General features: G+C 71.9%; 21 protein-coding genes and 1 pseudogene. 16 read left to right on the forward strand and 6 right to left on the reverse strand.

Features of this window, described 5'->3' with window-relative positions:
* Positions 1–35 precede the first annotated feature (35 nt).
* The 6 genes from OG780_RS27755 (at position 36) to OG780_RS27780 (ending at position 6,902) form a co-directional block, all read left to right on the forward strand.
* Positions 36–428 carry a VOC family protein gene (locus tag OG780_RS27755; protein ID WP_328452625.1) on the forward strand — a complete coding sequence of 131 codons (393 nt, stop codon included), beginning with the start codon at positions 36–38 and terminating at the stop codon, positions 426–428.
* Between the two features lie 145 nt (positions 429–573).
* Positions 574–1,137 (forward strand): hypothetical protein, encoded by a 564-nt coding sequence (locus OG780_RS27760; protein ID WP_328452626.1) that lies wholly within the window; start codon positions 574–576, stop codon positions 1,135–1,137.
* Between the two features lie 73 nt (positions 1,138–1,210).
* Positions 1,211–4,423 (forward strand): S41 family peptidase, encoded by a 3,213-nt coding sequence (locus tag OG780_RS27765; protein ID WP_328452627.1) that lies wholly within the window; start codon positions 1,211–1,213, stop codon positions 4,421–4,423.
* A 111-nt stretch (positions 4,424–4,534) separates the two neighbouring features.
* Entirely contained in the window at positions 4,535–4,912 is a 378-nt protein-coding gene (locus OG780_RS27770; RefSeq protein ID WP_328452629.1) for a histidine triad nucleotide-binding protein, read from the forward strand.
* Positions 4,913–4,918: 6 nt separating this feature from the next.
* Positions 4,919–5,824: a ribonuclease Z gene (locus tag OG780_RS27775; RefSeq protein WP_328452631.1), complete on the forward strand. Its 906-nt coding sequence runs from the start codon at positions 4,919–4,921 to the stop codon at positions 5,822–5,824.
* 85 nt (positions 5,825–5,909) lie between these two features.
* Positions 5,910–6,902: an adenosine deaminase gene (locus tag OG780_RS27780; RefSeq protein WP_328452633.1), complete on the forward strand. Its 993-nt coding sequence runs from the start codon at positions 5,910–5,912 to the stop codon at positions 6,900–6,902.
* Between the two features lie 64 nt (positions 6,903–6,966).
* On the opposite strand, the gene OG780_RS27785 is transcribed toward OG780_RS27780, so the two are convergent.
* Positions 6,967–8,277: an MFS transporter gene (locus OG780_RS27785; RefSeq protein ID WP_328452635.1), complete on the reverse strand. Its 1,311-nt coding sequence runs from the start codon at positions 8,275–8,277 to the stop codon at positions 6,967–6,969.
* 433 nt (positions 8,278–8,710) lie between these two features.
* Between OG780_RS27785 and OG780_RS27790 the strand changes: the two genes are divergently transcribed.
* From OG780_RS27790 to OG780_RS27810, 5 genes are all read left to right on the forward strand, one after another.
* Entirely contained in the window at positions 8,711–9,814 is a 1,104-nt protein-coding gene (locus tag OG780_RS27790; protein WP_328452637.1) for a carbohydrate kinase family protein, read from the forward strand.
* 141 nt (positions 9,815–9,955) lie between these two features.
* Positions 9,956–11,014, forward strand: a complete 1,059-nt coding sequence (locus tag OG780_RS27795) for a PhoH family protein (RefSeq protein WP_326787903.1) — start codon at positions 9,956–9,958, stop codon at positions 11,012–11,014.
* A gap of 12 nt (positions 11,015–11,026) precedes the next feature.
* Positions 11,027–11,524 (forward strand): rRNA maturation RNase YbeY, encoded by a 498-nt coding sequence (ybeY, locus tag OG780_RS27800; RefSeq protein ID WP_326787904.1) that lies wholly within the window; start codon positions 11,027–11,029, stop codon positions 11,522–11,524.
* Positions 11,521–12,825, forward strand: coding sequence for a hemolysin family protein (locus OG780_RS27805; protein WP_328452641.1), 1,305 nt, complete (start codon positions 11,521–11,523; stop codon positions 12,823–12,825). The genes ybeY and OG780_RS27805 overlap by 4 nt, the downstream gene beginning before the upstream one ends.
* Positions 12,822–13,181 carry an MmcQ/YjbR family DNA-binding protein gene (locus tag OG780_RS27810; RefSeq protein WP_328452643.1) on the forward strand — a complete coding sequence of 120 codons (360 nt, stop codon included), beginning with the start codon at positions 12,822–12,824 and terminating at the stop codon, positions 13,179–13,181. The genes OG780_RS27805 and OG780_RS27810 overlap by 4 nt, the downstream gene beginning before the upstream one ends.
* 23 nt (positions 13,182–13,204) lie before the next feature.
* On the opposite strand, the gene OG780_RS27815 is transcribed toward OG780_RS27810, so the two are convergent.
* On the reverse strand, positions 13,205–14,758 hold the full coding sequence (locus OG780_RS27815; protein ID WP_328452645.1) for an MFS transporter: 1,554 nt from the start codon (positions 14,756–14,758) through the stop codon (positions 13,205–13,207).
* 141 nt (positions 14,759–14,899) lie between these two features.
* On the opposite strand from OG780_RS27815, the gene OG780_RS27820 reads away from it, so the two are divergent.
* Both OG780_RS27820 and OG780_RS27825 read left to right on the forward strand, forming a co-directional pair.
* Complete coding sequence (locus OG780_RS27820; RefSeq protein WP_328458425.1) at positions 14,900–15,721, forward strand: helix-turn-helix transcriptional regulator; 822 nt, start codon at positions 14,900–14,902, stop codon at positions 15,719–15,721.
* A 43-nt stretch (positions 15,722–15,764) separates the two neighbouring features.
* Complete coding sequence (locus OG780_RS27825; RefSeq protein ID WP_328452647.1) at positions 15,765–16,118, forward strand: cytidine deaminase; 354 nt, start codon at positions 15,765–15,767, stop codon at positions 16,116–16,118.
* 90 nt (positions 16,119–16,208) lie between these two features.
* Here OG780_RS27825 and era read toward each other — a convergent pair whose 3' ends face one another.
* Positions 16,209–17,201, reverse strand: a complete 993-nt coding sequence (gene era / locus OG780_RS27830; RefSeq protein ID WP_328452649.1) for a GTPase Era — start codon at positions 17,199–17,201, stop codon at positions 16,209–16,211.
* A 259-nt stretch (positions 17,202–17,460) separates the two neighbouring features.
* On the opposite strand from era, the gene OG780_RS27835 reads away from it, so the two are divergent.
* Together OG780_RS27835 and OG780_RS27840 are read left to right on the forward strand one after the other, a co-directional pair.
* Positions 17,461–18,768, forward strand: coding sequence for an ammonium transporter (locus tag OG780_RS27835; protein ID WP_328452651.1), 1,308 nt, complete (start codon positions 17,461–17,463; stop codon positions 18,766–18,768).
* Positions 18,765–19,103, forward strand: a complete 339-nt coding sequence (locus OG780_RS27840; RefSeq protein WP_328452653.1) for a P-II family nitrogen regulator — start codon at positions 18,765–18,767, stop codon at positions 19,101–19,103. The genes OG780_RS27835 and OG780_RS27840 overlap by 4 nt, the downstream gene beginning before the upstream one ends.
* On the opposite strand, the gene OG780_RS27845 is transcribed toward OG780_RS27840, so the two are convergent.
* From OG780_RS27845 to OG780_RS27855, 3 genes are all read right to left on the reverse strand, one after another.
* Positions 18,997–20,022: a WxL protein peptidoglycan domain-containing protein gene (locus tag OG780_RS27845; protein WP_328452654.1), complete on the reverse strand. Its 1,026-nt coding sequence runs from the start codon at positions 20,020–20,022 to the stop codon at positions 18,997–18,999. The two genes, OG780_RS27840 and OG780_RS27845, sit on opposite strands and share 107 nt — an antisense overlap.
* A 123-nt stretch (positions 20,023–20,145) precedes the next feature.
* Complete coding sequence (locus tag OG780_RS27850; protein WP_328452656.1) at positions 20,146–21,474, reverse strand: beta-xylosidase; 1,329 nt, start codon at positions 21,472–21,474, stop codon at positions 20,146–20,148.
* Positions 21,475–21,803: 329 nt separating this feature from the next.
* On the reverse strand, positions 21,804–22,280 hold the full coding sequence (locus OG780_RS27855; protein WP_328452658.1) for a hypothetical protein: 477 nt from the start codon (positions 22,278–22,280) through the stop codon (positions 21,804–21,806).
* A 377-nt stretch (positions 22,281–22,657) separates the two neighbouring features.
* Between OG780_RS27855 and OG780_RS27860 the strand changes: the two are divergent.
* A pseudogene (locus OG780_RS27860) lies at positions 22,658–23,530 on the forward strand (RNA-guided endonuclease InsQ/TnpB family protein); the annotation flags it as partial.
* Positions 23,531–23,654 lie beyond the last annotated feature (124 nt).

Genomic DNA, 23,654 nt, shown 5'->3' on the forward strand with positions numbered 1-23,654 from the left:
CACGACCTCACCGTCCGCACCTCACCGGGAAATTCATGGAACTCGCTCAGGTACGACTGCTCGTCTCCGACTTCGCCACCTGTTACCGCTTCTACTCCGAGGTCCTCGGCCTCAAGCCCCAGTCGGGCGCGGCCGAGGGACCGTACGAGAAGTTCAGTCCGGTCACCGGGTCGGCGGGCATCGCGCTCCAGGACCGGGCCATGATGACGGAAATACTGGGTGAGCTCGGCGACGCCGTGGCCGGACACCGGTCGCTGGTGGTGCTGCGGGTGGACGACCTCGACACCTACTGCGAACAGGTCGTCTCGCGCGGAGCGACCCTGCTGCACGGCCCGGCGCCCATGACGGAACGCATGCGCGTCGCCCACCTCAAGGACCCCGAGGGCAACCTGGTGGAACTCCAGGAGTGGCTGCTGCTGCTCGGCTGACGGACGCTCAGAAGCCCGCCCGGGGCCGGGGAGCCGGGAACCCTACGGCCTCCCCGGCCCGCCGGGCAACTCCTTCGGGTGGTTGTGCCCCCGATGGCCGCATGCGGTCTACCGCGCGTCGCCGTGCGGTGGGACGCTGCCGTCCATGGGGGCTTTGAGGTATTTCAGAGGCCGCACGAGGCACGGGCGGGTCCTGGTGGCCGTCGGGCTGGGCGCGGCCGGAGTGTTCGCGGTGACCGGGTGCCAGCCCGTGGACGGACTCAGCACCGCGACCGTGGCCTACACGACCGACCAGACGGCGACCAGAGAACTGAAACGGCAGCACGTGGACGTGAGTTGGCTCACCTGCACCGCCCGCCTGGGCAACGCGGGCAAGGCCTACACGCCGGGGAAGTCGCCCTCGCCGAGCGAGAACACCGTGGCGACCGTCGACTGCCAGGGCCAGACCGGCGACGGCCGGGACATCGCCGTCAAGGGCAAGGTCACCCGCGCCGTCAACGGCGCCTGCGTACGCGGCGATCTGCGCGCCACCGTCGGCGGCAGGCAGGTCTTCCGCGTCAAGGGACTGGGCGACTGCGACGCGGGACCCACCCCGCCGGTCACCTACCACCCCACGAACGGACAGCCCAACCCCACCGTCACCGTCACCGTGACCCGGACGATGTGGTGCAAGGGCGACCCCACCTGCTGGCCCTCACAGGGCAAATGACCTGCCGGACCGTACGCGGATCAAGTGATCCAAACCCCTGTCGGGCCACGCGCGCGCTGCGTAGGGTGACCGGGTGACTGAGTCCGCTGCCTCCGCGTACATCCGGTTTCCGCATCTGCACGGCGAGTTGGTCGTCTTCACGGCCGAGGACGACATCTGGGCCGCCCCGGTCGACGGCGGGAGCCGCGCCTGGCGGGTCAGCGCCGACAACGTCCCGGTCAGCCATCCGCGCGTCTCCCCGGACGGTACGACCGTCGCCTGGACGTCGACGCGGGACGGAGCCCCCGAGGTCCACGCGGCCTCCCTGGACGGCGGCCCCGCGAAGCGGCTGACGTACTGGGGCAGCCCGAAGACCCAGGTGCGCGGCTGGACCCCCGACGGACAGGTGCTCGCCCTCAGCACCCAGGGACAGGCCAGCCTGCGCCGCACCTGGGCCCGCTCCGTCCCGCTCGACGGGGGCCCCGCGACGACCCTGCCGTACGGGCCCGTCGGCGATGTCGCCCACGGCGAGGGCGGTGTCGTCCTGCTGTCCGCCCCGATGGGACGCGAGGCCGCCTGGTGGAAGCGGTACCGGGGCGGCACGGCCGGCAAGCTGTGGATCGACCGGGACGGCGACGGCGAGTTCGTCCGGCTGCACGAGGACATCGACGGCAACATCGAATACCCCTTCTGGGCCGGCGAACGGATCGCCTTCCTCTCCGACCACGAGGGCGTCGGGGCCCTGTACTCCTCCCTCGCCGACGGATCCGGCCTGAGCCGCCACACACCCCTCGACGGCTTCTACGCCCGCCACGCGGCCACCGACGGCACCCGCGTGGTCTACGCGTCCGCCGGTGAGCTCTGGCTCCTCGACGGCCTCGACGGCGCCGAGCCGCGCCGCCTCGACATCAGGCTCGGCGGCCAGCGCGTCGACCAGCAGCCGCACCCCGTCAGCGCCTCGCGCTGGTTCTCCGCCGCCGCGCCCGACCACACCGGACGCGGCAGCGCGGTCTCCGTGCGCGGTGCCGTCCACTGGGTCACCCACCGCTCCGGCCCCACCCGCGCGCTCGCCGCCGAACAGGGCGTCCGCGCCCGGCTGCCCCGCACCTTCCGCGCCGAGGGCGAGGAGCACGTGGTGTGGGTGACCGACGCGGAGGGCGACGACGCCCTCGAATTCGCCCCCGCCACCGGCGTCGCCCCGGGAGCCACCCCGCGACGGCTCGCCGCCGGTGCCCTCGGCCGGGTCCTCGGCCTCGCCATGGCGCCCGACGGAAGCCGCGCCGCCGTCGCCTCGCACGACGGGCGGGTACTCCTCGTCGAGCGCGAGAGCGGCGAGGTCCGCGAGGTCGACCGCAGCGAGGACGGCGACGTCACCGGCCTCGTCTTCTCGCCCGACTCCGCGTGGCTCGCCTGGTCGCACCCCGGGCCGCGCCCGCTGCGCCAGCTCAAGCTCGCCAACACCACCGACCTGTCGGTGACCGAGGCGACCCCGCTGCGCTTCCGGGACTACGCACCGGCGTTCACCCTCGACGGCAAGCACCTCGCCTTCCTGTCGGCCCGCGCCTTCGACCCCGTCTACGACGAGCACGTCTTCGACCTGGCCTTCGTCGGAGGCTCCCGGCCGTATCTGATCACCCTGGCCGCGACGACCCCGTCCCCCTTCGGACCCCAGCGCCACGGCAGGCCCTTCGAGGCCCCCGACAAGGACGAGACACCCGACAGCGAGGGCGCCCCCAGCACCCGTATCGACCTGGACGGACTCGCCGACCGGATCGTGCCGTTCCCCGTCGAGGCGGCCCGCTACTCGACGCTGCGCGCCGCCAAGGACGGACTGCTGTGGCTGCGCCACCCGGTAAGGGGCGTGCTCGGCGCCTCCCGCGCCACCCCGGACGACCCGGACCCGAAGACCGAACTGGAGCGGTACGACCTCGCCCAGCAGCGCATCGAGCACCTCGCCGCCGACGCCGACCACTTCACCGTCACCGGCGACGGCAAGCGGGTCCTGCTGTGGACCGACGGCAAGCTCAAGGTCGTCCCCAGCGACCGGCGCGCCTCGAACGACGACGAGAGCGACACGAACATCACCGTCGACCTGTCGCGGGTGCGCCAGAGCGTCGACCCGGCCGCCGAGTGGCGCCAGATGTACGACGAGACCGGCCGCCTCATGCGGGACAACTTCTGGCGTCCCGACCTCGGCGGTGTCGACTGGGACGCCGTCCTCGACCGGTACCGGCCGGTCCTGGAACGGGTCGCGACCCACGACGACCTCGTCGACCTGCTGTGGGAGGTGCAGGGCGAACTCGGCACCTCGCACGCGTACGTCACCCCGCGCGGCGGCTGGAGCGGCGGCGACCGGGCGCAAGGGCTCCTCGGCGCGGACATCTCCCGCCACGAGGACGGCAGTTGGCGCATCGACCGGATCCTCCCCTCGGAGACCTCCGACCCGGACGCGCGGGCCCCGCTCGCCGCGCCCGGCGTCGCGGTGCGCGCCGGGGACGCGATCGTCGCGGTCGGCGGCCGGCCGGTGGACCCGGTGGCCGGGCCCGCGCCCCTGCTCGTCGGTACCGCGGGCAAGCCCGTCGAGCTGACCGTCTCACCCTCGGGCGGCGGCGATCCGCGTCACGCGGTCGTCGTACCGCTCGCGGACGAGGAGCCGCTGCGCTACCACGCGTGGGTGGCCGACCGGCGCGCCTACGTCCACGAGCGGTCCGGCGGTCGCCTCGGTTATCTGCACGTGCCGGACATGGTCGGCGCCGGGTGGGCGCAGCTCCACCGCGATCTGCGGGTCGAGGTGGCCCGTGAGGGCCTGGTCGTGGACGTCCGCGAGAACCGCGGCGGCCACACCTCCCAGCTCGTCGTGGAGAAGCTCGCCCGGCGGATCGTCGGCTGGGACCTGCCCCGCGGTCTGCGCCCCTACAGCTACCCGGAGGACGCGCCGCGCGGTCCCGTCGTCGCCGTCGCCAACGAGTTCTCCGGCTCCGACGGCGACATCGTCAACGCGGCGATCAAGGCGCTCGGCATCGGACCCGTGGTCGGCACCCGCACCTGGGGCGGTGTCATCGGCATCGACAGCCGCTACCACCTCGTCGACGGCACCAGCGTCACCCAGCCCAAGTACGCCTTCTGGATGGAGGGGTACGAGTGGAACGTCGAGAACCACGGCGTCGATCCCGACGTCGAGGTCGTCCAGGCGCCGCAGGACCACGCGGCCGGCCGTGACACCCAGCTCGACGAGGCGGTCAGGATCGCGCTGGCCGCCCTGGAGGAGAACCCGGCGAAGACCGCGCCCACGCTGCCGCCGCTGTGACCTTCGCCCGGCGGGGCGGACGGCGGCGGCGCGAGCCACACGCGAGCCGTCCGCACCGCCGGGCCGCTAGCATGCGGAGGTAATGATCGGCTGGCGTGAGGAGGCACACGCATGGCGCAGGAGCCGAGGCGGGACGAGGGCGGGCAGCCGCAGGACGACTGCCTGTTCTGCAAGATCGTGGCGGGGCAGATCCCGGCGACGCTGGTGCGCGAGAGCGACACGACGGTGGCGTTCCGCGACATCAACCCTCAGGCGCCGACCCACATCCTGGTCATTCCCAAGGTGCACTACCCGGACGCGGCGTCCCTCGCCGCCGCGGAGCCCGCCGTCGCGGCGGACGTCCTGCGCGAGGCCGGCGAGGTCGCGGGCGAGGAGAAGCTGGAGAGCTACCGCGTCGTGTTCAACACGGGCAGCGGTGCCGGCCAGACCGTCTTCCACGCGCACGCCCACCTCCTGGGCGGTCGTGGCCTGCAGTGGCCGCCGGGATAACCGGCCTTGTCCGCACGTGAACTGGTGGTCCTCGGCACCGCCAGCCAGGTTCCGACCCGGCACCGCAACCACAACGGCTATCTGCTGCGCTGGGACGGTGAGGGGCTCCTCTTCGACCCCGGCGAGGGCACCCAGCGCCAGATGCTGCGTGCCGGGGTCGCCGCGCACGACCTGCACCGCATCTGCGTCACCCATTTCCACGGCGACCACGCGCTCGGACTCGGCGGGGTGATCCAGCGCATCAACCTCGACCGCGTCCCGCACGAGGTGACCGTGCACTACCCGCTCTCCGGGCAGCACTTCTTCGAGCGGCTGCGGTACGCCACCGCCTACCGCGAGACCGTCCCGCTGACCGAGGCGCCGGTCGCGGACGACGGTGTCCTCGTGACGACGCCCGCGTACACCCTGGAGGCCCGCAGGCTCTCCCATCCCGTCGAGTCCTTCGGGTACCGGCTGGTCGAGCCGGACGGGCGGCGGATGCTGCCGGAGCGGCTCGTGGAGCACGGGATCAAGGGGCCCGACGTCGGGGTGCTGCAACGGGAGGGCTCACTGCGGGGCGTCACCCTGGACGACGTCAGCGAGATCCGGCGGGGACAGCGGTTCGCGTTCGTCATGGACACCCGGCTGTGCGAGGGAGTGGACGCGCTCGCCGAGGGCTGCGACCTGCTGGTCATCGAGTCGACCTTCCTCGACGGGGATCACCGACTGGCCTCCGACCACGGGCATCTGACAGCGGGTCAAGCGGGCCGGGTGGCCAAGGAGGCGGGGGTGCGGCATCTCGTCCTCACCCACTTCAGCCAGCGCTACGCCGACCCCGGCGAGTTCGAGCGCGAGGCCCGCGCGGCGGGGTTCGACGGGGAGCTGACCGTGGCGCACGACCTGGTGCGGGTACCGGTCCCGAAGCGGCACTGAGGACACGGCGGACGGGGGCCGGGACGCCCGGTGCCGGGAAGATGCCGTTTTCGATACCTCGGGGGAGGGGCCGTACGATGCTTCGATGTCCCTCCCCAAGGCTGAACTGCACCTGCACATCGAAGGCACTCTCGAACCCGAGCTGGCCTTCGCGCTCGCCGCGCGCAACGGCGTCACCCTGCCGTACGCGGACACCGAGGAGCTGCGCGAGGCGTACCTCTTCGACGACCTCCAGACCTTCCTGAACCTGTACTACGAGCTCATGGCCGTCCTGCGGACGGAAGCGGACTTCGCCGACCTGGCCGACGCCTACCTCGCCCGCGCGGCCGCGCAGGGCGTACGGCACGCGGAGATCTTCTTCGACCCGCAGGCGCACATAGCCCGGGGCGTGCCGATGGGGACGGTCGTCGAGGGGCTGTGGCGGGCGCTCGGGCGCAGCGAGGAGACCCACGGCGTCTCCACCCAGCTGATCATGTGCTTCCTGCGTGACGAGTCCGCGGAGTCCGCCATGGACACCCTTGAGGCCGCGAAGCCCTACCTCGACCGGATCGTCGGCATCGGCCTCGACTCCGCCGAGGTCGGCCACCCGCCCGTCAAGTTCCGCGCGGTGTACGAGGCCGCCGCCGGGCTGGGGCTGCGGCGCGTCGCGCACGCCGGGGAGGAGGGGCCGCCCGCGTACATCACCGAGGCCCTCGACATCCTCGGCGTCGAGCGCGTCGACCACGGGCTGCGCTGCATGGAGGACCCCGAGCTCGTCGAACGGCTGGTCCGGGAACGGGTGCCGCTGACCCTGTGCCCGCTGTCGAACGTACGGCTGCGCGCCGTGGACGTCCTGGCGGAGCACCCGCTGCCCGCCATGATGGACGCCGGGCTGCTGTGCACGGTCAACTCCGACGACCCCGCCTACTTCGGCGGGTACGCCGGCGACAACTTCGGCGCCGTGCGCGAGGCCCTCGGCCTCGGCGAGGAGCGGCTGCGGGAACTGGCCCGCAACTCCTTCGAGGCGTCCTTCCTGGAGCACGACGAGGAGCGGCGGGCGCGGTACATCGCCGAGGTCGAGGCGTACGAGTTCGGATGAACCCGGTAGCCCGTCGAGCGCCCGCCCACCTCCCCTCCTCGGGGCGGGCGGGCGCTCGCGGGAGTCAGACGCTCACGGGGCCGGATGCGGGCGCGGTCGCCGTGTGCAGGGGCCCCGCGGTGCCGTACGCCTTCCGCTGGGCGGGCACGCCCTCCAGCAGGATCTCGGCCACGGGGAGTTCGGCCACGGGGATCTCCACGACGGGGAGTTCCGTCACGGGGATCTCGACTACGGGGATCTCGACGATCTGGCCGGTGCGCCGCGGGCGCAGGGCCACGAGCGTCATCGGCACGCCGACCAGCAGCAGGCCGGCCGCCAGGACCGTTCCCATCGCCGGGTAACCCGCCGACGCGGACAGCAGGCTGCCGGTGAGCGGGCCGCACGCCGTGCCGAGCGAGGAGGCGGAACCGACGAGGACCGCCCACCGGCCGCGCGGGTCCATGGACGCGGCGAGGCCGATCACGTACGACAGCACGACCGGGTACAGCGCGTTCCAGGCGATCTCGCCCGTCGCGAAGGACGTCAGATCGGTGGCCGCCGCGCTCAGCGCGATGCAGCCGGCGATCAGCGCCGTGCCCAGACCGATCGGCAGCGCCCGGCCGAGCCGCGGGCCGAGGGCGCCCGCGCCGATCGTCCCGAGCAGTCCGGCGCCGAGCGCCACCGCGAAGACCGCGCCCACCTTCACCTCGGTGAGCCCCGCCTGGGTCAGGCCTATCCGGCCGCTCACGCCCCACAGGGAGTTCTGCGCGAGGGACCAGAAGAGCATCGCGCCGGCGAGCAGCAGCCCGGAACGGCGGTGCGGGAGCGGGGTGGTGGCGCGCACGGCGCGGTCGGCCGGTGCGCGGGCTGGAAGCCGTCCCGTCAGGCACAGCGCGAGCAGCGCCGTGCAGGCGATCGCGGCGAGCGGGAGACCGTGCCCAGGGCCCAGACGGGGGATGGTCAGGTACAGCGCGCCCGCGAGGCCGGAGACGCCGAGCAGACCCAGCGTGGTGACCCGGTGCGGATCGCGCCGGCCGGCGATCCCGGTCGCGGCGACCGTGGTGGCCGTACCGGAGCCGAAGCCGCCGACGACCGCGCCGGTGACCACCAGGGGGACGGCCGCCGAGAGCGCGGCGGTACCGAAGCCGGCGGCCGCGAGGAGCAGCCCGGCGCGGGCCAGCGCGCGCGGGCCGAAACGGTCGACGCGGGAGGCGAGCAGGAAACCGGCCGAGGCCGAGCCCAGCAGCAGGACGCTGCCGACGGCTCCGGCCTGGGTGGCCGACAGCGGGAGTCCCGCGTCGAGGCGGCCGACGGTGGTGGGGAGCAGATACGCGGCGAGGTACCCGGCCGTGAAAAGGGCGACGAGGGGCCAGGGCGTGGGGGTGCGGGCGGACACGGGCGTTCCCAGGGCAGGCGAGAGCGGCTCAAGAAGAGAGGGGGAGGGGCGGCTGTCGACGGACAGGAACGCGCGGGCAATTTGTATCAAGGTGGGGGGTCCGCGAAGAAGGCGTGGCGGTGTGATCTGGGGCACTTCTCGTTTGCGGAGGCGGACCCGGGGTAGGCCCGCCCCCTTCGGGGTGCCGGACGCGGAGCGGAGCCCGTCGCCGGGCCGCTGCCCTCGCCGTGCGCGCGGGCGGAAACGGAGGCGTCCGGGCAGGTGAGCGGGCCGGAGCGGGCCCCGGACGCGGGACGGGCGGGCCACGGGCGCGCGGCGGGTGGGACGTGCCCCGCCCGCCCCACGGGCCACGGATACCTCCCGCGTGAAGCACGGCCCGCGCGGCCGGTGTGGTGCACACTGGCCAGATCCGTACCATCCCAGGGAGCGCACCGTGATCAACGGCGAGGGACCGTTCCTCCAGGCCCATGTCGACCCGCTCGCGGGGCTGCGCACGGCCGGCGACCCGCCCTGGGACGTCTACCTGACCGGCACGGTCTTCCTGGACATCATCTTCACCGGGCTCGATTCCGCCCCCGTGCGCGGCACCGAGTCCTGGGCGCGGGGCATGGGTTCGAGCCCCGGCGGCGTCGCGAACATGGCGACCGCCCTCGCCCGGCTGGGCCTGCGGACCTCCCTCGCCGCCGCCTTCGGGGACGACCACTACGGGGAGTACTGCTGGGACGCCCTGGAGCAGGGCGAGCACATCGACCTGTCGCCGTCGCGGACCGTGCCGGGCTGGCACTCGCCGGTCACCGTGTCGATGGCGTACGAGGGCGAGCGGACCATGGTCAGCCATGGGCACGAGGCACCCACGGAGGAGCCCGCGCCGGACTCCCCGCCGCACGCGCGTGCCGCCGTCGCCTCGCTGACCCCGGGGGTCACCGCGCCCTGGATCGAGCAGGCCGCGAGCCGGGGCACCCGGATCTTCGCGGACGTCGGCTGGGACGACAGCGGCCGCTGGGACCTGGCGGGCCTCGCCGATCTGGCGCACTGCGAGGCGTTCCTGCCGAACGCCGAGGAGGCCATGCGCTACACCGGCGCCGACTGCCCCCGCGCGGCGGCGCACGCGCTGGCCGAGCACGTGCCGCTGGCGGTCGTCACCCTCGGCTCCGACGGCGCCTACGCCGTGGACGGGCGTTCCGGGGAGAGCGCCGAGGTCCCGGCGATCGCCGTCGAGGCACTGGACCCCACCGGCGCCGGGGACGTCTTCGTCGCCGGCTTCGTCACGGGGACCCTGGCCGGATGGCCGCTCGCCGACCGGCTCGCCTTCGCCGGGCTGACCGCCGCGCTCTCGGTCCAGGAGTTCGGCGGATCGCTGTCGGCGCCCGGCTGGTCGGAGATCGCCGCCTGGTGGCGCCGGGTCCAGTCGGTCGCCGACCAGGATCCCGCGGCCCTGAGCCGGTACGCCTTCCTGGAGGGCAAGCTCCCCGAGGTCACCCGCCCCTGGCCGCTGCGCCGGGCGGTGCCGACGATCGGTTTCGGCCGCTCGGCCTGAGCGTCCTCAGGTCACGACCTCGTCACCGCGGGAAAAGCCCTACGGGTCCGTGAGCGCCGCGACGTACGCTGGGAAACGCAAGGCTGCCCGTGTGGCAAGCGTGCCGACCGAGGAGGATACGCAGGCCTACAGAGCCGGCCCATGACTCAGACACCCACAGCTCACGACCCCGCTCAGGGGCAGGCGCGCGCGCACTTCACCGTCCCGGCCAAGCACCCCATGGTGACCGTTCTGGGTTCCGGAGACTCGCTGCTGCGCGTGATCGAGAAGGCCTTCCCGGCGGCCGACATCCACGTCCGGGGAAACGAGATCAGTGCGGTGGGCGACGCCGGTGAAGTCGCGCTCGTCCAGCGCCTGTTCGACGAGATGATGCTGGTGCTCCGCACGGGGCAGCCCATGACGGAGGACGCAGTGGAACGCTCGATCGCCATGCTCAGGGCGAGCGAGAACGGGGAGGGCGACGGCCAGGAGACTCCGGCCGAGGTGCTCACGCAGAACATCCTGTCCTCGCGAGGCCGCACCATCCGCCCCAAGACCCTCAACCAGAAGCGCTACGTCGACGCCATCGACAAGCACACCATCGTGTTCGGCATCGGCCCCGCCGGTACCGGCAAGACGTACCTCGCCATGGCGAAGGCCGTCCAGGCGCTCCAGCACAAGCAGGTCAACCGGATCATCCTGACCCGCCCGGCGGTCGAGGCCGGCGAGCGGCTCGGGTTCCTGCCCGGCACGCTCTACGAGAAGATCGACCCGTACCTGCGCCCGCTCTACGACGCGCTGCACGACATGCTCGACCCGGACTCGATCCCGCGCCTGATGGCCGCGGGCACGATCGAGGTCGCGCCACTGGCGTACATGCGCGGCCGCACCCTGAACGACGCCTTCATCATCCTGGACGAGGCTCAGAACACGAGCGCCGAGCAGATGAAGATGTTCCTCACCCGGCTCGGCTTCGACTCGAAGATCGTGATCACCGGTGACGTGACGCAGGTCGACCTCCCGAGCGGTACGAAGTCGGGTCTGCGGCAGGTCCAGGACATCCTGGAGGGTCTCGACGACGTCCACTTCTCGCGGCTCACGTCCCAGGATGTCGTCCGGCACAAGCTGGTCGGCCGTATCGTCGACGCGTACGAGAAGTACGACAGCGAGAACGGCACCGAGAACGGCTCCCACAAGAGCCGGGGCCACAAAGGGAAGTAGACCAGCACCGCCATGTCGATCGACGTCAACAACGAGTCCGGAACCGAGGTCGACGAGCAGGCGATCCTCGACATCGCCCGCTACGCGCTCGCACGGATGCGCATCCACCCGCTCTCCGAGCTCTCGGTGATCGTCGTGGACACCGACGCCATGGAGCAGCTGCACATCCAGTGGATGGACCTGCCGGGACCGACGGACGTCATGTCCTTCCCGATGGACGAGCTCCGTCCGCCGTCGAAGGACGACGACGAGCCGCCGCAGGGGCTGCTCGGCGACATCGTGCTCTGCCCCGAGGTCGCCGAGCAGCAGGGCAAGGACGCCCCGACGCAGCACTCCATGGACGAGGAGCTCCAGCTCCTCACCGTCCACGGCGTGCTGCACCTCCTCGGCTACGACCACGAGGAAGCCGACGAGAAGGCCGAGATGTTCGGCCTCCAGGCCGCCATCGTGGACGGCTGGCGCGCGGAGAAGGGCATCACGGGTCCGTCTCCGGCCCCGACCGTGTCATGACCCCTCAGCTTGTCGTCGGTGCCATCGTCCTGGTCGTCGTCGCCTGGCTCGCCGCCTGCGCGGAGGCGGGCCTCGCGAGGGTCTCCAGCTTCCGCGCCGAGGAGGCGGTCCGCGGCGGCCGGCGCGGCAGCGCCAAGCTCGCGCAGGTCACCGCGGACCCGACGCGCTATCTGAACGTGGCGCTGCTGGTCCGCGTGGTCTGCGAGATGGCGGCCGCCGCGCTCGTCGTCTTCGCCTGCCTCAAGGAGTTCGACAAGACCTGGCAGGCACTGGCGGTCGCCATCGCCGTCATGGTCCTCGTGTCGTACGTCGCGGTCGGTGTCTCGCCGCGCACCATCGGCCGCCAGCACCCGCTGAACACCGCGACCGCGGCGGCGTACGTCCTGCTGCCGCTGGCCCGGATCATGGGCCCGATCCCGCCGCTGCTGATCCTCATCGGCAACGCGCTCACCCCCGGCAAGGGGTTCAGGCGCGGCCCGTTCGCCTCCGAGGCGGAGCTGCGGGCGATGGTCGACCTCGCCGAGAAGGAGTCGCTCATCGAGGACGAGGAGCGCCGTATGGTGCACTCCGTCTTCGAGCTCGGCGACACCCTCGTGCGCGAGGTCATGGTGCCCCGCACGGACCTCGTCGTCATCGAGCGCTACAAGACCATCCGGCAGGCCCTCACCCTGGCCCTGCGCTCCGGCTTCTCGCGCATACCCGTCACCGGCGAGAACGAGGACGACATCGTCGGGATCGTCTATCTCAAGGACCTGGCCCGCAAGACCCACATCAGCCGCGACGCCGAGTCCGAGCTGGTGTCCACGGCCATGCGGCCGGCCACGTTCGTGCCCGACACCAAGAACGCCGGCGATCTGCTGCGCGAGATGCAGCAGGAGCGCAACCACGTCGCCGTCGTCATCGACGAGTACGGCGGCACGGCCGGCATCGTCACCATCGAGGACATCCTCGAGGAGATCGTCGGCGAGATCACCGACGAGTACGACCGCGAGCTGCCGCCCGTCCATGACCTCGGAGACGACAGCTTCCGGGTGACCGCCCGCCTCGACATCGGCGACCTCGGCGAGCTGTACGGCTTCGAGGCCTACGACGACGAGGACGTGGAGACCGTCGGCGGGCTGCTGGCCAAGGCCCTGGGACGGGTGCCCATCGCCGGCGCCTCCTCGGTGGTCGAACTGCCCGACGGACGCCGGCTGCGGCTCACCGCGGAGGCCGCCGCAGGCCGCCGGAACAAGATCGTCACGGTGCTCGTCGAGCCGGTCGACCCGGCCGGGCCTCCTCACGAGGAGAAACCGGAGTGACCCCGCAGCAGCTGCGCGCGTTCTGTCTGTCCTTCAACGCCGGCGTCGAGGACTTCCCCTTCAACCCCGAGACCTCGGTCTTCAAGGTGCTGGGCAAGCTCTTCGCGCTGACGAACCTGGACGGGCGCCCGCTCACGGTCAACCTGAAGTGCGACCCGGACGACGCGATCCGGCTGCGCGAGCAGCACCCGGGACTGATCGTCCCCGGCTATCACATGAACAAGCGGCACTGGAACACGGTGACCGTCGACGGCGAACTCCCGGACCGCCTGGTCCGGGAGCTCATCGAGGATTCCTACGATCTCGTCGTGGCCGGTCTGCCGCGGGCCGAGCGGCTGCGCCTCGACCGTCCCTGACCCCTCGCGGGACGGTGCCGCCCTCAGCGGGCGCGCGCCGCGCCCTGCCGCCCGAGTCCGACCGCGACCAGCGCGGCCGCCGCGAGGACGATCGCCGCGTCCAGGGCGAGGACCGTGTGGACGCCGGCCAGCAGGTCGTCCGACGTGGTCGCGAGGACCCCGAGGAGCGGGATGCCGACGGTGATGCCCACCTGCTGGGTGGAGGTCACCAGGCCGGTGGCCAGGCCCTGCTCCTCGTCGGGGACGCCCGAGGTGACGGTCAGGCCGTACGAGATGATCGCGCCCAGGTGGAACATGCTGGCCAGCGACACCCCGACGACGGCGATCCAGACGGACCAGGTGTGCGCGTTCAGCAGCAGCATTCCCGCCACGAACAGACCCTGGCCCGCCAGTGAGCCGGCCAGGGTGCGCCGGGCGCCGAAGCGGCCGATGACCTTCGGGGCGTACATCCCGGCGACGGCCGACAGCGCGCCCTGCGCGCCGAAGACCAGGCCGGTCTCGAAGGCCGAGAGCCCGAGCGTCTCCTGGAGGTACAGGGTCAGCGCGAAGACGACCGTCGACATCATCGAGAAGGTGACCAGGCCGCCCAGGTTGCCCCACGCCACCGTGCGGCGGCGCAGCATCCTCAGGCTGACGAGCGGGGCGTCGGCACGGGACTCGATCCGGACGAAGGCGCCGAGCAGCAGCACGCCCGCGACGAGTGTCGTGACGACGTCAGCGCCGCCGAAACCGCGGTCCGCCGCCGTCGAGAGCGCGTAGATCAGGGCCAGCAGGCCACCGGTGACGGTGACCGCGCCGGGGATGTCCAGGCGCGGGCGGTCCGGAGCACCGGCCGCATCCGTGTGCCGCGGGCCGGACGAGGGCAGCAGGCCGGTGGCGAGCGGCAGTACGACCAGCGCGAACAGCGACAGGAGCCCCATCGTCGAACGCCAGCTCAGCACGTCGGTCAGGACGCCGCCCGCCACCATGCCGACGGTGAAGCCCAGCGACAGGAGCGTGCCGGAGATGCCCAGCGCGCGGTCCCGTGCGGGACCCTCGGGGAAGGTCGTGGTCAGCAGCGACATGCCGGTCGGCACGATCGCCGCCGCGCCGAGCCCTTGCACGGCCCGTCCGGCCAGGAACGACGCCGGGTCCCAGGCGAAGGTCGCGAGCAGCGAGGCCGCCCCGAACACGGCCAGCCCGGCGAGGAAGAGCCGCCGGCGGCCGAACAGGTCACCGATACGGCCGAAGAGGAGCAGGAAGCCGCCGGAGGGCAGCGCGAAGGCGGTGACCGCCCACTGGAGCGCGGACGGGCTCATGCCGAGGTCCCGGCCGAGCACGGGAAGCGCCACGTTCAGAACGGAGAAGTCCAGCGCGACCATGAACTGGGCGGCGCACAGCACGAAGAGCACGAGTGCGTCGCGCCGCGACAGATGGTCCGGGCTCGGTGGCCGGCCGTCCTCCGGGCGGGCGGCGGAATCGGTCGGGGTGTCGGCCCGGGGGCCGTTCGTGGTGCCCGGATCGATGCCCGGCGTGCCGGTGCCGGGGGTGCGGGCGGTGGACTCCGTGGTCGTCTTCGTGGTCGTCTCTGTGGTCATGGCAAGAGCGTGCGGCGTCCGGAATATCCGTGGGGAGCCGCAACTTATGCTGGTGCCCGCACCACCAGTCACCGAAGGGGGAGACACGTGGCGGAGGAGGCGACGAAGGCCCAACGGCGCCCGGAACTGCGCGAGTTCCTGATGAGCCGCCGGGCACGGGTGTCACCGGCCGAGGCCGGGCTCCCGGACGGCGGCGCCCGCCGCCGCACACCGGGGCTGCGCCGCGAGGAGGTCGCCGTCCTCGCGGGCGTGGGCGCCTCCTGGTACCAATGGCTGGAGCAGGGGCGGGACATATCCGTGTCGCCGCAGGTCCTGGACGCCGTCGCCCGCGTGCTGAGGCTCAGCAACACCGAGCGGCGCCACCTGTACACCCTGGCCGGGCTGAACCCTCCCGCGCCCGAAGTCGCCCCCGGGGACCGGGACATGTGCGACGGGCTGCGGCGGCTGATCGACACGTGGATGCCGTTTCCGGCGCACATCATGGACCCGTACTACAACTGCGTCATGTACAACGCCGCCGCCGCCGTGGTCCTCGGCATGCGTCCGGAGAACACCCAGAACTGCATCGTCGACTTCTTCACCGACCCGCTCTACCGGGGCCGTTCGCGCACCTGGGAGCACAACGCCCGTACCGTCGTGGCCCAGTTCCGCGCGTCGTGCGCCGCCGCGCCGGACGACGAGGGGCTCCGCGAGGTGCTGGCCCGGCTGACCGAGGCCAGCGCCGAGTTCGCGGAGCTGTGGGAGCGGCGGGACATCGAGGACGCCGGGCAGATCCGCAAGGAGCTCGACCATCCGCTCGTGGGACTGCTCGCCGTCGAGTCCACCGCGATGAAGGTGCCGGTCCGGCCCGACCTCACGATCGTGCTGCACACGCCGCTGCCGGAGGCGAACACGGCCGCGAAGCTGGAGTGGCTCGCCTCGCCCGAGGGGCGCCGGGGGTCGATGTATCCGGTGGCCGGCTGACCCTTCGGAGGGAGACGGTGCCGGCACTTCGTATGCTCTGGTCATGACCGACAGCAGCGCGCTCGACCCCGAGGACCGCAAGATCGTCACCCTGGCCCGTTCCGCGCGGGCCCGCAACGGTGTGCCCGAGGGCGCGGCCGTACGCGACGAGACGGGACGTACCTACGTCGCCGGGACCGTGGAGCTGGAGTCCTTGCGGCTGAGCGCTCTGCAGACGGCCGTGGCGATGGCCGTGGCGTCCGGGGCGAAGTCCCTGGAGTCGGCGGCCGTGGTGTCCGAGGCCGGGGCCGTCGCCGACGCGGACCGCGCGGCCGTACGGGATCTCGGCGGGTCCGCGACGCCGGTGCTGCTGGCCGGGCTCGACGGTGCCGTGCACACGACGGTGACCGCGGGCTGAGAACGGGCCTCCCCGGGGCGGATCCGACTCACTCCCCCCGGGGCGGAGCTGCCCCCCGGGCGGAGCTGATTCCCCCGGGGCGGAGCCCTCTCAGAAGCCGAGCTTGCGGAGCTGCCGGGGGTCGCGCTGCCAGTCCTTGGCGACCTTCACATGGAGGTCGAGGAAGACCGGCGTGCCCAGCAGGGCCTCGATCTGCTTGCGGGACTTGATGCCGACGTCCTTCAGGCGCTTGCCCTTGGGGCCGATGATGATGCCCTTCTGGCTGGGGCGCTCGATGTAGACGAAGGCGTGGATGTCCAGGAGCGGCTTGTCGGCCGGGCGGTCCTCGCGCGGCAGCATCTCCTCGACCACGACGGCGATGGAGTGCGGAAGCTCGTCACGGACGCCCTCCAGGGCGGCCTCGCGGATCAGCTCCGCGATCATGACCTGCTCCGGCTCGTCCGTCAGGTCGCCCTCGGGGTAGAGGGCGGGCCCCTCCGGCAGCAGCGGGACGATCAGGTCCGCCAGCAGACCCACCTGCGAGTCGCCGACCGCCGACACCGGGACGATCTCGGCCCACTCGAAGCCGAGCTCCCGGCCGAGCTGGTCGATCGCGATGAGCTGCTCGGCGAGCGTCTTGCTGTCGACGAGGTCGGTCTTGGTGACGATCGCGATCTTCGGCGTCTTCTTGATCGACGCCAGTTCCTTCGCGATGAAACGGTCACCCGGGCCGAGCTTCTCGTTCGCGGGCAGACAGAAGCCGATCACGTCGACCTCCGCCCAGGTCGTGCGGACGATGTCGTTGAGCCGCTCGCCCAGCAGGGTGCGCGGTTTGTGCAGGCCGGGGGTGTCGACGAGGATCAGCTGCGCGTCGGGCCGGTGCACGATGCCGCGCACGGTGTGCCGCGTGGTCTGCGGCTGGTTCGCGGTGATCGCCACCTTCTGGCCGACCAGAGCGTTCGTGAGGGTGGACTTGCCCGCGTTGGGGCGGCCCACGAAACAGGCGAAGCCGGCGCGGTGGTTCCCCACAGCATCGAGGGGGCGCGGGGTGCCCCCGTCCTCGGACGGCTCGGATGACTGGTTGCGAACGCTCATGGCGCCCATTGTCCCTGATCGTCGGGTGCCCGCCGTACCAAGGTGTTCGACAGCCGTGAAGCGGTCGCCCCCGTACGTGTGAAGCGATCGTTCCGGTTCTTGGGTGCGAGGCGTTCCGGGGCCGTGGGTCATGTGCCCTCACGGTGAGGAATCGGAAATGACGGTGCAATGAAACACATCGGAAACGTGGGCGAACGCAACCGGAAACGCGCGCCTACGACGCTCTGACGGCGCCCCCACCTCGTGCCCCCACTCCGTTGGAGAGACCGTGACTCTGGCCGCTTCCCGGATCGACAGCGGCGACACAGCCTGGCTGCTCGCCGCCACCGCGCTCGTGCTCCTGATGACCCCCGGCCTCGCCCTGTTCTACGGCGGCATGGTCCGCGCGAAGAGCGTGCTCAACATGCTGATGATGAGCTTCGTGTCGATCGCCCTGGTCACCGTGGTGTGGCTGACCGCCGGATATTCCCTCGCGTTCGGTCCGGACGCGTTCGGAGGGCTCGTCGGCGGGCTGGAGCACGCCGGGATGGCCGGGCTCGGGCCGGACAGCGTCCGGGGGAGTGTCCCCACCCTGCTCTTCGCCACCTTCCAGCTCACCTTCGCGATCATCACCGCCGCGCTGATCAGCGGGGCGGTCGCCGACCGGGCGAAGTTCGGGGCCTGGCTCGTGTTCGTGCCCGTCTGGGCCCTGCTCGTATACGTTCCCGTCGCCCACTGGGTGTGGGGCCCGGGCGGCTGGATCCGCGACGGACTCGGCGCCCTCGACTTCGCGGGCGGTATGCCGGTCGAGATCACCTCGGGAGCCTCCGGGCTCGCGCTGTGCCTGGTGCTCGGACCGCGGCTCGGCTTCAAGAAGGACGCCATGCGGCCGCACAACCTGCCCATGGTCATGCTCGGTGCCGGTCTCCTGTGGTTCGGCTGGTTCGGTTTCAACGCCGGGTCCGCCCTCGGCGCCAACGGTCTGGCCGCCGCGGCCTTCCTCAACACCCTCGCCGCGGGCTGCACGGGCCTGCTCGGCTGGCTCCTCGTCGAACAGCGCCGCGACGGCCACCCGACCACCCTGGGCGCGGCCTCGGGCGCGGTCGCCGGCCTGGTGGCCATCACACCGTCGTGCGGGGTGGTGTCCCTGCTGGGCGCGCTCGCCGTCGGGCTCGCCGCCGGCGCCGTCTGCTCGTACGCCGTGGGCTGGAAGTTCCGGCTGAACTACGACGACTCGCTGGACGTCGTCGGTGTCCACCTGGTCGGCGGGGTCATCGGCACGCTGCTCATCGGCGTCTTCGCCGTCCACGGGATGACCGGCGGGGCCGAGGGGCTGCTGTACGGCGGAGGGTTCGGACAGTTCGGCCGGCAACTCGTCGGGGTGGCGGTCGTCGGGGGGTACGCGTTCGCCGCTACGTACGGCATCGGCACGGTGATCGACCGGCTCATGGGGCTGCGGGCGGAGGAGGAGCACGAGCGGACCGGCCTGGACCTTACGGTGCACGCCGAGAGCGCCTACGATCACGGGGTCCTGGGTCATGGCGCCCCGGTGTCGTCGTCCCTTCCCGCCACGCAGAAGGTCAAGCCCCAGGCATGAAACTCATCACCGCGATCGTCAAGCCGCACCGACTCGACGAGGTCAAGTCCTCCCTCCAGGAACTCGGTGTGCACGGGATGACCGTCACCGAGGCCAGCGGGTACGGGCGTCAGCGCGGGCACACCGAGGTGTACCGCGGCGCCGAGTACCGGGTCGACCTGGTCCCGAAGGTCCGGATCGAGGTCGTCGTCGAGGACGCGGAGGCCGACGCGGTCATCGACGCGGTGGTCAGGGCCGCGCAGACCGGGAAGATCGGGGACGGAAAGGTGTGGTCCGTACCCGTGGAGACGGTCGTCCGGGTGCGGACGGGCGAACGCGGGCCCGACGCACTCTGAGCGTCACCACGGCCGCGGCGGTCGCGGCCGCCGCCAGCACGGCCACGAGCCACGGCAGCGCGAGGAACGACACCCGCGCCGACTCTCTGGTCCCGGCCGCGCTGGCCGTCAACGTCACGTCACCCCAGTCGAGTTGGGGCGCCCCGTGCCAGGGCGCGGTGAGTCCGACCCGCTGGCCGGGGAGCAGTTCCGAGGGGATGCCGTCGAGCTCGCGGGACAGCAGGGTCCGCCCGAAGAGCCCCTCGGCCCTCAGCCGCACCTTCGGGTTCAGCGTGACGTTGCCCGTGTTGTGGAGGGTGTACGAGACGGTGGCCGTGCCGGAGCCCGTGCCGGGGATGAGCGGCTGGTGGTGGGTGAGGCGGACCTTCTCCACCGCGAGGGCGGGGACCGTCGGCCCGCCGACCCGGAGATAGACCCGGGCCGCGACGGCGCGGCGCACCCCGACCGAGAGGGAGCCGGAGCCCTTCTCGATCCGTTCGTCGAGCGCCACCAGCGCGCCCGGATGATCGCCCGGTTCGGCCCGCTCCGGAACCCGCAGGGTGAACGGCACGGTGACCTTGCCGTGCGCGGGCACGGTGACCCGGGAGCGCGCGGGCCGGGCCCATGCCCCCACCCCGCGCTGCTTCTCCGCCAGGGTGCGCACGGCGAAACCGCCGTCGCGGGCGGTGTTGTAGGCGTCGGCGGCGTACAGCCGGAACGTCAGCGGATCACCGGTCTTGTTGGCGACGGTGACCTTGTCCCGGAGGGTCTGGCCGGGGTCGGCGGAGAGATAGAAGTACGGCCGCGCGGCGATGCGCGAGGAGACGGGGTAGACCGACCAGCTCCCGTTGTCGGCCGCGTACGAGGGCGTGGCCATGAGGGTCACGAGGGCGGGCAGGACCAGGAACACGCTCAGGAGGAGGGCGTACGGCTTGCGCATGGGTGCGGACCCCCGCGGACGGCATCGGCGGACTGGCGGCTGTCGTCGTGACAGCCCCTGCGTGGACGGGCGGGTGCGCGCCCGGCCACCGGGGTGCGGACGACCGGTCGAGGTGCGGACCGGTCAGCTGAGCGTCAGCGTGAGCACACCGGAGTAGGAGCCGGGAGGCGTGAACTCCGGTACGTTCAGCGACAGTCCGGCGTCGACGGTGAACTCACCACCGGTGAGGGTTCCGTTGGGGGTGGACGCCAGGGTCGCTCCCGAGAGGCCGACCGTGCCGGACGAGCCGGACTGGCAGGTGCTCGGGCTGCCGGCCTTGGTGGCGCAGGCCGGGGTCCAGCTCAGGGCACCGGCGCCGATCTTCGCGCCGGGTCCGGTGAAGTCGGTGACCTTGCCGGTCAGGGACCAGCCCGCGGGGCCGCCGCGGAAGTCCTTGACCGTCACCGTCTGCAGGGCGCCCGTGGAGGCGCCCCCCTTGCCGTAGTCGACCGCCGACAGCGCGACGGCGTCCCCGGCCTGGGCCATCGACAGGGTTCCCGCTTTCACCGTGGTGGTGAGTTTCTGACTGCCGTCAGGGACGGGTGTGTTGTCGACGACGACATACGCGGCGGGGCCCGCTCCGGTGTCCGGGTCCCAGCTTCCTCCCTCGTACGCGACCACGCCGGTCGTCGTCTTGTCGTTGACGACGAGCGAGCCGCTGAAGGAGCCCTGGGCGTTCGCGGTCACGGTCGCCGTGTCGGCGGTCTGGGTGGTCCCGGACCGTCCGGCGAGGGTGACGGCGGCACCCGGGGTGAAGTCGCTTCCGGTGACGGTCACGCTGTCACCGGGGTTCCCGGAGGCCGAACCGAGCTGGATGGCCCGGGTGTTGGTCTGTCCGCCGCCGGTCGCGGTGACCGTCTCCGACACCGGGGCGGGCGGGTTGGTGACCGTGCACGGGGTGTCCAGTTCCAGGATGTAGCTGGTGTGGATGTTGTAGTCACCGGGCGAGAGGGTGATCGCGCCGGGCGCCGTGACCGTGAACGTGCCGGTCATGGAGAACGACGGGAAGGCGCCCCGCCCCGGCACGGGGTCGTTCTTCTTCGGCCCCGCGACCGTGACGCTGCCCGTCTGCGCCCCGCCGACGGTGACCTTGCCGGTCGGCGTCATGATGTCGGCCGGCAGGGCGAGGTCGGTGGGGTTGCTCGCGGCGGGCGTGACCACCGTGTAGGTCACGGTGACCGTGTCGCCGACCTTGGGACTCCCGTTGTCCACCGTGATCTTCGCGGTGGTGGTGCCGTCGATCGGGGGGAGGCCCGCGATCGCCGGCGGGATGCAGTGCGTGGCGAAGTCCACGTTCGCGGGAGCGGCGCCGGCCGGGGCGGCCAGCGCGCCTCCCGCGGTGAGCGCGAGTACGGTCGCCCCGAGCAGTGCCGCGAGGCGGCGTCTTCGGGTTGTCGGACCCGTGGTTGACATGGGTGTTGCCCCCTCCTGAGGGATGCGGGCGCAGCGGCTCTTCTGCGCCGCCAGGGGGACATTGATGTGCCGGTCGTGTGAGAAGTCAATGGAGTCCCGGTGCAGTGACTGATGGGCCATCAGTTTCTGTCATGGTCAGCAACTCGGTTAGCTGGATGCGGAGTTGGTGAATCACGAGACGGTTGCGGAGGGCCGGGCCGGGCCGAGTCGAACTGGGCTGGGCCGAACCGGGCCGGGGGCCGGGCCAAGCCGAACCAGGCCTGGCCTGGCCGGGCCGGTGTCGCTGCGCGCGGGCGGCACCGGCCCTCTTCACGCCGGGACTCGGTGGGTCAGTCGAAGACGAACGGGCCCGGGGACTGCGGTGCGTCCGCCGTACAGGTGATCGTGATGCCGTAGATGGTCATCTTCAGCGAGCCGCCGTAGAACTCCAGGCTGTCACCGGAGGCGACGGTGCCGTCGAGGGGGCCCACCGACACTCCGCTGCCGGTGGCCATCGCCGGGTTCTTCTTGCCGCTGAACGCGGTGGTCCCGCCGCTCGCGTTCACCAGGGAGAGGGTCGAGGTGACCGAGTCCGCGGCGATGGGGATCGGGGCCGTGATGGCGGTGGAGCTGAGGGTGATGGTCGCGGCCGTGCCGTCCTGGGTGGCCGTGAGGGTGGCCGCACCGCCGCCACCGATGGTGCAGGTCGCGTTGATGGTGGCCGACTGGGGAGTGACGGCCGCGGCGGCCGGCGCGAAGGCCAGACCGGTCGCGGCCAGGGTGCCGGCGGCTAACGCCGAGACCGTTGCGAGTCGCTTGCCTCTCATCGAAATCCCTTCCCTTGTGGGGGAATTGCCATGTGGGGATGGTCGGGACGGAGCCGTCCGCCCTGGTCCGGGCACACGGGCTCCTCACCTCTGTGCCCGGTGAGGGTGCGGGGAGACGTGTACGCGGACCGTCCGCTCGTGGGGTGCGGGACGCCGTGCGGAGGCGTAACTGACGGTCCGTCGGAACGTGCGGTTCCATTGAGTCGCGGGTGCCTCACGATTGCAAGGGAAGGGGACCCTTTCCTTCAACGGTTGTGAAAAGTGGCCGAAGTTGGCTCCCGGGCGCGGTCCGGGAGTGGGCCACGTTCGGGGGGTCGCCGCAGTCCGGCCTCCGGTGCCATGCCTCGGCACACCAAGTGGACGTGCAGGTTGTGGGCGACCTGCCATTGGGCAGGGCAGCGGACACAGAGAACCGGATCACCGGGGCGCGGCTGGTCAAGGACGCACTCGGCTGGCACATCGCCTTCCGCGTTCAAACCCTGGAGCCCCGGCCCGAACCGCACGGCGGCAGCGAGGTCGGCATCGACGCCGGGGTGAACCTGCCCCTGGCCCTGTCCGACGGCAACCACCAGGACCACGGACGACAGCCCCGCCTCCAGGACGGCACCGCCGACCGGGACAAGTGGCTGAACCCCGACGAGAAAGCCAAGCTGCTTCGTCTGGAACAGCGCGCCGCACACCGCAAATCCTTCCGTAAGCCGAAGGAACGCAGCTCCAACCGGCTGCACCACACCTACGACCAGATCAAACAGCTCCGCGCAAGAGCCACGCGCCGCGCCGTCGACTGGCAGCACAAGACCACCACCGCCCTCGCCCGCCAGTACGGAACGGTCGTGGTGGAACAGCTCAACATCCCGAACATGGTCAAAGCCGCCCGGGGCACCATCGAGGAACCAGGCAGGAATGTCGCGCAGAAGTCCGGCCTGAACCGCTCTATCAGCCAAGAGGCATGGGGCCGCACCGTGACGATGCTGACGTACAAGACCGCACGTCATGGCGGCACCCTCACCAAGGTCCCCGCCCCGAATACCTCCCGGCGCTGCTCCGCATGCGGCTTCATCACACCGGGCAGCCGGGAAGACCAGGCCACATTCGTATGCAAGAACCCCGACTGCGGATGGGAAGGCAACGCCGACCACAACGCGGCCCGGAACATCTTGCACCTCTACCGGACGGGCCATGCGCTCGTCCCGGCTGCCGGGAGGGCAGTCGTCAGGCGCACCCGTGGCGTCAAGCCCGCTGCCGCAAGGCAAGCAGGAATCTCCCGGCTCCAGCCAGGAGAGCACTTCAAAACATCGCCGACGACGCCCCGTCACTGTCGTCGAGCTTCATCTGATCAACGGCGTCGAGGTGCGGCAGGCCCTGCACGAGCGC

It is taken from the genome of Streptomyces sp. NBC_00386, from assembly GCF_036063235.1.
In the GTDB taxonomy this organism is placed as follows: domain Bacteria; phylum Actinomycetota; class Actinomycetes; order Streptomycetales; family Streptomycetaceae; genus Streptomyces.